The organism is uncultured Methanobrevibacter sp., assembly GCF_902764455.1.
Lineage (GTDB): Archaea > Methanobacteriota > Methanobacteria > Methanobacteriales > Methanobacteriaceae > Methanocatella.
This window is the reverse complement of sequence record NZ_CACWVY010000029.1, coordinates 22,095-29,114: the sequence shown is the minus strand read 5'-3', so window position 1 is coordinate 29,114 and position 7,020 is coordinate 22,095. Positions and strand designations below refer to the sequence as shown.

General features: G+C 31.5%; 8 protein-coding genes. 5 read left to right on the top strand and 3 right to left on the bottom strand.

All coding sequences use genetic code 11. The features are described from left to right. Positions 1–441: 441 nt before the first annotated feature. Positions 442–1,377: a 3-hydroxyacyl-CoA dehydrogenase gene (locus QZU75_RS09615; protein WP_296883320.1), complete on the bottom strand. Its 936-nt coding sequence runs from the start codon at positions 1,375–1,377 to the stop codon at positions 442–444. 190 nt (positions 1,378–1,567) lie between these two features. Then, the gene (locus tag QZU75_RS09610) at positions 1,568–2,173 is read right to left on the bottom strand and encodes a class I SAM-dependent methyltransferase (RefSeq protein WP_296883319.1); all 606 of its coding nucleotides are present in this window, start codon (positions 2,171–2,173) and stop codon (positions 1,568–1,570) included. Positions 2,174–2,497: 324 nt separating this feature from the next. Between QZU75_RS09610 and QZU75_RS09605 the strand changes: the two genes are divergently transcribed. The 3 genes from QZU75_RS09605 to QZU75_RS09595 all read left to right on the top strand — a co-directional run bounded on the left by QZU75_RS09605 (position 2,498) and on the right by QZU75_RS09595 (position 4,081). After that, a complete protein-coding gene (locus tag QZU75_RS09605) occupies positions 2,498–2,653 on the top strand; it encodes a hypothetical protein (RefSeq protein WP_296883317.1) in 156 nt (51 codons plus the stop codon). 81 nt (positions 2,654–2,734) lie between these two features. Next, the gene (locus QZU75_RS09600) at positions 2,735–3,655 is read left to right on the top strand and encodes a hypothetical protein (RefSeq protein ID WP_296883315.1); all 921 of its coding nucleotides are present in this window, start codon (positions 2,735–2,737) and stop codon (positions 3,653–3,655) included. A 3-nt stretch (positions 3,656–3,658) separates the two neighbouring features. Further along, positions 3,659–4,081, top strand: a complete 423-nt coding sequence (locus QZU75_RS09595; RefSeq protein WP_296883314.1) for a PsbP-related protein — start codon at positions 3,659–3,661, stop codon at positions 4,079–4,081. On the opposite strand, the gene QZU75_RS09590 is transcribed toward QZU75_RS09595, so the two are convergent. Continuing rightward, positions 4,065–4,808 carry an archaeosine tRNA-ribosyltransferase gene (locus QZU75_RS09590; RefSeq protein ID WP_296883312.1) on the bottom strand — a complete coding sequence of 248 codons (744 nt, stop codon included), beginning with the start codon at positions 4,806–4,808 and terminating at the stop codon, positions 4,065–4,067. The two genes, QZU75_RS09595 and QZU75_RS09590, sit on opposite strands and share 17 nt — an antisense overlap. 182 nt (positions 4,809–4,990) lie before the next feature. Here QZU75_RS09590 and hdrC point away from each other — a divergent pair, with 182 nt between their 5' ends. Together hdrC and hdrB are read left to right on the top strand one after the other, a co-directional pair. After that, positions 4,991–6,043, top strand: a complete 1,053-nt coding sequence (gene hdrC, locus QZU75_RS09585; RefSeq protein ID WP_296883310.1) for a CoB--CoM heterodisulfide reductase subunit C — start codon at positions 4,991–4,993, stop codon at positions 6,041–6,043. 21 nt (positions 6,044–6,064) lie between these two features. After that, positions 6,065–6,952, top strand: coding sequence for a CoB--CoM heterodisulfide reductase subunit B (gene hdrB, locus QZU75_RS09580; protein ID WP_296883309.1), 888 nt, complete (start codon positions 6,065–6,067; stop codon positions 6,950–6,952). Positions 6,953–7,020: the final 68 nt, after the last annotated feature.

Here is a 7,020-nt window from a genome sequence, read left to right as displayed (position 1 = left end):
AATTTAAATTAAAGAAAAATTAGAACGAATTTTCATCGAAGTGAAACTTCAACTGTAAAAAATTTAAAATCAAATAAGCCTATAAAATTTTACAGACTCTTTTATTCTAAATTTTTTTTTAATTTTTATTTGTTATTTTTTGATAATTCTATAAATTAATTCTTTAAACTGATATTTTATATAAAAATAATTTTTAAAATTGATAGTTAGTATAAAAATAGGGGGAGTTTTGGAAGTAGTCTGTAGTACTACTTCCTAAATAAAACATTTTCTAATCATTTTGGAGATTATAAAATGGTTGAATTGTGTCATGTACAAATATGAAATTTATTTCACATCGTATAATACTTATATTTTAATATTATATAAATGTTTTGTTTGATTTTATAAAAATTTTAAATATGGCGGTGTCATCAAAGGTCAAAAAAAATAAAAAAAGGATTAGTATGTGTAAAATCCTTTTCCCGCATTAATACCAGTTTCGCCAGCATCGATTTTTTCTTTAAGCATTTTAGCTATTTTTCCAGGTGTGGTTTCAGGATCTCCTGCTTGAGGATTCATGATTATGATATTATAAGCAGTTTCAAGACCTACAATATCCAATATGTGAAATGGTCCTGAAGGAGCGCCTGTAGCTAAAATCCATGTCTTGTCGATTGTTTCATGGTCTGCTACATCATTTGCAAGCAATGATTCTGCGGCACTTAAAAATGGAACCAGTAATGAATTCAATATGTATCCAGGTTGTTCCTTTTTAAGTTGTAAAGGAATCATGTTGATATCTTCAGCAAATTTAACTACTTCATCATAATACTTCTGTTCGGTTCCGGCATGTCCCATTACTTCTGCAGTGTTGTTCTGCCAGATTGTGTTTGCAAAATGAAGAGAAAGGTATTTTTCAGGTCTTCCAGTATATTCTGCAAACATTGATGGAAGCAATGTTGAGGAATTGGTAACAAGTATTGTCTTTTCATCCATATATTTTGCAAGTTCCTGATAAAACGCTATTTTTTGTTCTGGATTTTCAGCAATTGCTTCAATAATTAAATCAGCATCGTCTGCAGCTTCCTCATAACTGGTTGTTAATGTTAAGCTGTCAAAAGCATTTTGTGCCTGCACTTTTAATTCATCAATTTCATCGGCGGTCAAATCTGTTTTTTTAGAAAGTCCTCTGCAATAAGCAATTTTATCAGTTTTCATTTGCTCAAGGGTGTCAATGTAGATATTTTTAAACCTTTCAAGTTTTGGTTTTGCTCTTTCTATAGATCCTTCACTTCTAAGCCAGATTGTCACATCAAATCCACAGTATGCAGTTTGAAGAGCGATTTGGCTTCCAAGCACTCCCCCTCCTGCAACAACAACTTTTTTAATACTCATTTTAAATTCACCTCTAAATATTTGTTTAGATATTTATTAATATATCTTTTAAATATTTAATTTTTTTTTAAAATATATTGGATGTTGTATATTTTTTACATTAATATGTTAACGGGTAATCTTTCATTTTTGAGGAGGTGTTTTATTAATGGCGACAGCATCTAAAATGTGCTGTAATTCAATTAGTGGATTATAGTTTTTCAGCAATATGTAATGCGGTATGTTCTCCGGTTTTTTCAAAATAAACTGGACTAAGTCCATTTTTTATAAATAAGTTCTTCATTTCTTTAAATCCATAAAAATGATGGTCTCCCTTTTCTGAAAACTTGATTAATATGTTTATCATGGGTCTTACAAGACTGGGAACATAAGGATCTCCAATCAGGAGTATGCCTCCGTCTTTCAAAACACGTTGCATTTCTCTTAAGGCTTTATTTGGATGAATATAATGGTGAAATGAAGCATTACAAATTATAATATCAAAGCTATTGTCTTTAAAAGGCAGTGCCTCTACATCAGCAACTAAAAATGATGCTTTTGTTTTACAGTTATGTTTAGCCTCAAGTATCATGTTTTCAGAAAAATCAACGCCATATAATTCATATTTTCCATCAGGAAGTAAGGTAAATAGGTTCCCATTTCCGCATCCTACATCTAAAATCTTTCCGCTTTGAAGTTTTTGAATTTCATTCAATATTGGCTCATACATTGGTTCAACAAATTTTCCATCACTTGTACTATTATAGCTTGCAGCTGTTTTGTTGAAATGCTGCATAGTCTTTTCTTTTGCATTCATAATAATATCTCCATTTTGATAATAGTTGATTGTCAATTAACTATTCGCAATTATAACTTGGTAAATTCAATATAAATGGCTATTTGATGGGGGTTATAAGATGCTCGATATTATTGTTGAGATGCGAAAAATAATCACTAAAATTAAATTTGTCTTAGATGAATGGGATATAATTTATCGCAGTAAATTTTTCAAAAATATTGTAATTTATATTTATAATTTTGCTTAAAAATTATTAATTCAGATTAATATTCATTTTTTAAGATTAAAATGACCTAAAAAAATACTAATGTATTTATTAACTAGTTTAAACAATCTAATTGTATGTCTAAAAACAAACGCGTTACAATCAGTGTCAATAATGACATCGACTTGAATTTTCGCAAAATAGCCTCCAATAAGATGTTATTCAAAACAGGATGGTATTCAAAAGCAATTGAAGAGGCGATGTTATTGTGGATTGAGAAAGAAGATAAATAAATTTTTTTCTCTTTTTTTCTTTTTTTACATTAACTATTTAAAATAAAACTTTCTATTTATTAATATAGAGTGGTGTTAATAATGGAAAGTGATGATGAATTTAGAACTGTTAGAGTTTATACTAAAAAGTATACCAGTAAAGACAAAGAGGGAAATACGGTTGAAAAGGAATCTAAGCAAAAACAAGTAAGCCTCAAAAAAGAAGATCCTTTTGAAGATAATGAACTGGTTAAGGTATTGACTCAAAAAGAATATGAAGCATTAGTGGAAAACCAGTTTTCAGATGAAAAACTCAATGAATTTGACCAAATCCTACAGGAAAAGGATGATGAGATTTCAGTATTGCAAGACCAGATTCAAACTCTTAAAGGTTCATTTTTTGATGATGTAGATTCACTAAAAGAACAGCTCACAGAAAAGGAAGAGCTCATTAAGGCTAAAGATGAAATTAATGAGTTAAACAAAAAAATTACAAGAATCGATGATGAAAGAGTTGCCATATTTAAGGAACTTGATTATAAAAATAGGATGATTCTTGCATATAATGTTGAGCTCAACAAATCAATTTTAAATGCTATTAATGTTGTTATCGATGAAGCAAGAGATAATATCAACAGAAGAAATGCTATGCTTGTAGCGGATTTGGAAAGATCAATTGAAAAATCCAAACATGAGGTAAACGAGAAAAACAAGGCAATAGCATATGATATAAATGCGACTGTTGAAGATATGAATGAGCAAATTAGAAACACAAGTACTCTTAAAATGATTCTCAATAAGAAAAATATTAATTTAAGGGTACCTACAGATGATTTGCTCAAGCCGTTTGACTTTGACTTTGATGTGGAACAGTTACTTTCAGGACAGGCTTTAGAGCTTGATGCTGCTGAAATCCTAAAAGAGGTCATGCCTAAACTTCCAGAACCATTTTCCAAATATATTGACACTATTGAAGATGAAAAACCTGAAACTATTGAGGTTTTATCCAAAAAAGAGGAGTAGTTTATGAGGACATTTAACACTGGCAGGATTACCTTTCAATATCCAGATTCCTGGGAAGTGGAAAAGGCAGATATTCTATCAAATCCTGACTGCATAGCTACACTGTCAAAAGGACAGGACAATCTAATCAATGCGGTGATGTTTCCGACAGCTACCAATCTTGAAGATTATAAGCTGTTCATGGAGGATGCAATATCAGATGATGGGGGAGTCATAATCTCTTCTGATTTTGTTAAAATTGCAGGTTATGATGCAATTAAACTTCATGCAAATATGGATACTCCTGAAATCAATTTTGATATTCATACATATGTTTTCATTGAAGACGGAGATATCTATATCTTTGAGATGAGGACCCTTGATGTATCAGGAGAATCTGAAAGGGAATATCAAAAAATTATAGATTCTTTTAAAATAACTGTGTAAACTCAAGTAAATAATCCATGCAGGTTCTATCAAGTATTTTTAAGGTTGAGATGTTTTGTGGAGTTGTTCCTGAACGTTCTTCTACAAGATTTCTCAAGGACTTGTTTTTCATGTGGGCATGGATTTCTTTTATCACAAATTCCATATTCTCAATGTTCTTTTCTTCCAGCTCTTCTTGTGTAATATTTTCATAAATAGGATAAGTATTTAAATCATATGCCTTTGTGGGAGTTTGAAGTACATTTAAATGACTGTAATAATTTGCGCTATCAACTAAAAATCCGTCGATTCCCATATATGTTAGGATAGGCATAAATGACAGTTCTGCAAATGAAAAGATAAAATAACTTGTTTTTTTAGCTTCTTTTTTAAGATTGACGACAAGTTCAACAAGGTCTCTTGGATTTGTTAAAAGAGCATCACCATTGGCAATGATAAATCCGTTGTAGCCTATTTTTTCTAATTGCTTTAGGCATTCTATTCTTAAATCTAAATATTTGGATCCTTGGATAACCGCAACATCGCAGTTTTCAGTATTGTCTTTTGCAAGGCGCAATGTTTCTTTAACGTTAAATTCTGCAATTTCACGGTCTATGTTATATGATGATCCTTCATTTGGTGCAATTTTCAAATCATCTTTGTAAAAAATTTTTGGAGTGAGTTCTCCGTCGATTTTTCCAACTCTTCCGGGTCCGTCATGTGATTTGATTTCGAATTTTTTAATCATTTGTTTCTATCCTATTTTGTTGTTGTATATATTTTTGTCTTTTAGGTTTATTAAAATTTTTAATCTTCTGTAATCTTTTTGATTACACTTTGTAAAAATTTAGTAACCTTTATATATAATCTTTTTAAGATTATTATTATGGATTTAAGGAGTTAATCCTATAAATCCGAGGTGTGTTTTCAATGTCTATTATAAATCGTCTTAAATCTCTATTTAAAGAGAATAATATTACTGAAGAAAAAGGCATCAGTAATGATGTATCAAACACATCTGATGATGTCCAAGTTACATCTTCACAAAATGTAAATGATGGCATCGTTTCTGGAACTAAAACTACTGAACCAATTAAAAAAGTAGTTAAAACAGGTTCCGAAGACGATAAAAAAGACTTGACTTTCAAAAAAGACGTCGAATCCATAGAAAAGGATGCTGAACCTCAAGAAATTGTGGAAGAAGCTCCTAAACATAAATCTAAACTTGAAGTAAAACTTGAAGTTGAGGTTGTTAAGGAAGTTTCTGTTGAGGAAGAAGCTCCTGAAGAAGCTGTTGAAGAAGCAGTTGCTGAACAAACTCCTGATGAAGTTGTTGAAGAAGCAGTTGCTGAAGAAGCTCCTGAAGAAGATGTCGAAGAGGAAGTTGAGGAAGATTCAAATAAAAAAGATACAGAGAGAGATAATATGACTTTATTGACTGATAAAGAATTATTAAATGATAGTAATCGTGATTCAGATTTCACTGCTGAATTTATTGACGCAGGTATTGAAACTGTAAAACACTGTTTCCAATGCGGAACCTGTAGTGGAAGTTGTCCATCTGGAAGAAGAACTCCATACAAAGTAAGACAAATTGTCAGAAAATGTTTATTAGGTTTAAAAGAAGAAGTTATCACTGATGACGCATTATGGATGTGTACTACCTGTTACACCTGCCAAGAAAGATGTCTCAGAAGTGTTAAAATTGTTGAAATTATTAAAAAAGCTCGTAACATCGCTGCTCACGCAGGTTACATGGCAAAACCACACAAAATGACTGGTGTATTTGTAATGAACACTGGACACGGTGTACCAATCAACGATGCTACTAAAGCTTTAAGAACTAAAATCGGTCTTCCAGAAATTCCACCAACAACTCATGCTTTCCCAGAAGCATTAGCTGAAGTACAAAAAATCTGTAAACTTACTGGTTTCGATGAATTAATTGGTTATGACGAAGCAACCGGTGGATTAAAAGAATAAATTTATTAGGAGAGTTATAATATGGAAATTGCATACTTCTTAGGTTGTATTATGAACAACCGTTATCCTGGTGTTGAAAAAGCTACCAGAAAATTATTTGAAGCATTAGATATTGAATTAAAAGATATGGAAGGAGCATCTTGTTGTCCTGCTCCTGGTGTATTTGGTTCTTTTGATGAAGAAACTTGGGCTACTATTGCAGCTCGTAACTTAACTCTTGCTGAAGACATTGGTGCAGACATAATGACTGAATGTAACGGATGTTTCGGTTCATTATTCGAATGTAACCACATGTTAAAAGAAGATGAAGAGAAAAAAGCTGAAATTAACAAAAACTTAGCTGAAATCGGCAGAGAATACAAAGGAACTATTAACGTAAAACACTTCGCTCAAATTTTAAGAGATGATGTTGGTTACGAAAAATTAGCTTCATTAATTGAAAAACCTTTAGACTTAAATGTTGCAGTTCACTATGGTTGCCACTTCTTAAAACCTACTGAAACTATCGGTATTGAAGACCAAGCTGAAAACCCATCTATTTTAGATGACCTTGTAGAAATTACTGGTGCTAAATCAGTTGACTACAAAGACAAAATGATGTGCTGTGGTGCTGGTGGAGGTTTAAGATCCAGAGATTTAGATGTAACTACTAGTTTCACTAAAGAAAAACTCGACCACATGACTGAAGCTGGTGTAGATGCAATTGTTAACGTATGTCCTTTCTGTCACTTACAATTTGACCAAGGTCAAACTGAAGTAAACGAAAAATACGGAACTGACTTTGCATTACCTGTATTCCACTTAGCTCAATTATACGGATTAGCTATGGGATTATCAGCTGAAGAATTAACCTTTGATGCTCAAAAAATTGATGCAACTCCTGCAATCAAAAAAGCATTAGGTGAATAAATTTAAGGATTTTTAAATCCTTTTATTTTTATTTTTTTTAGGCATTGAAAACACACTTTGGTTTTTTG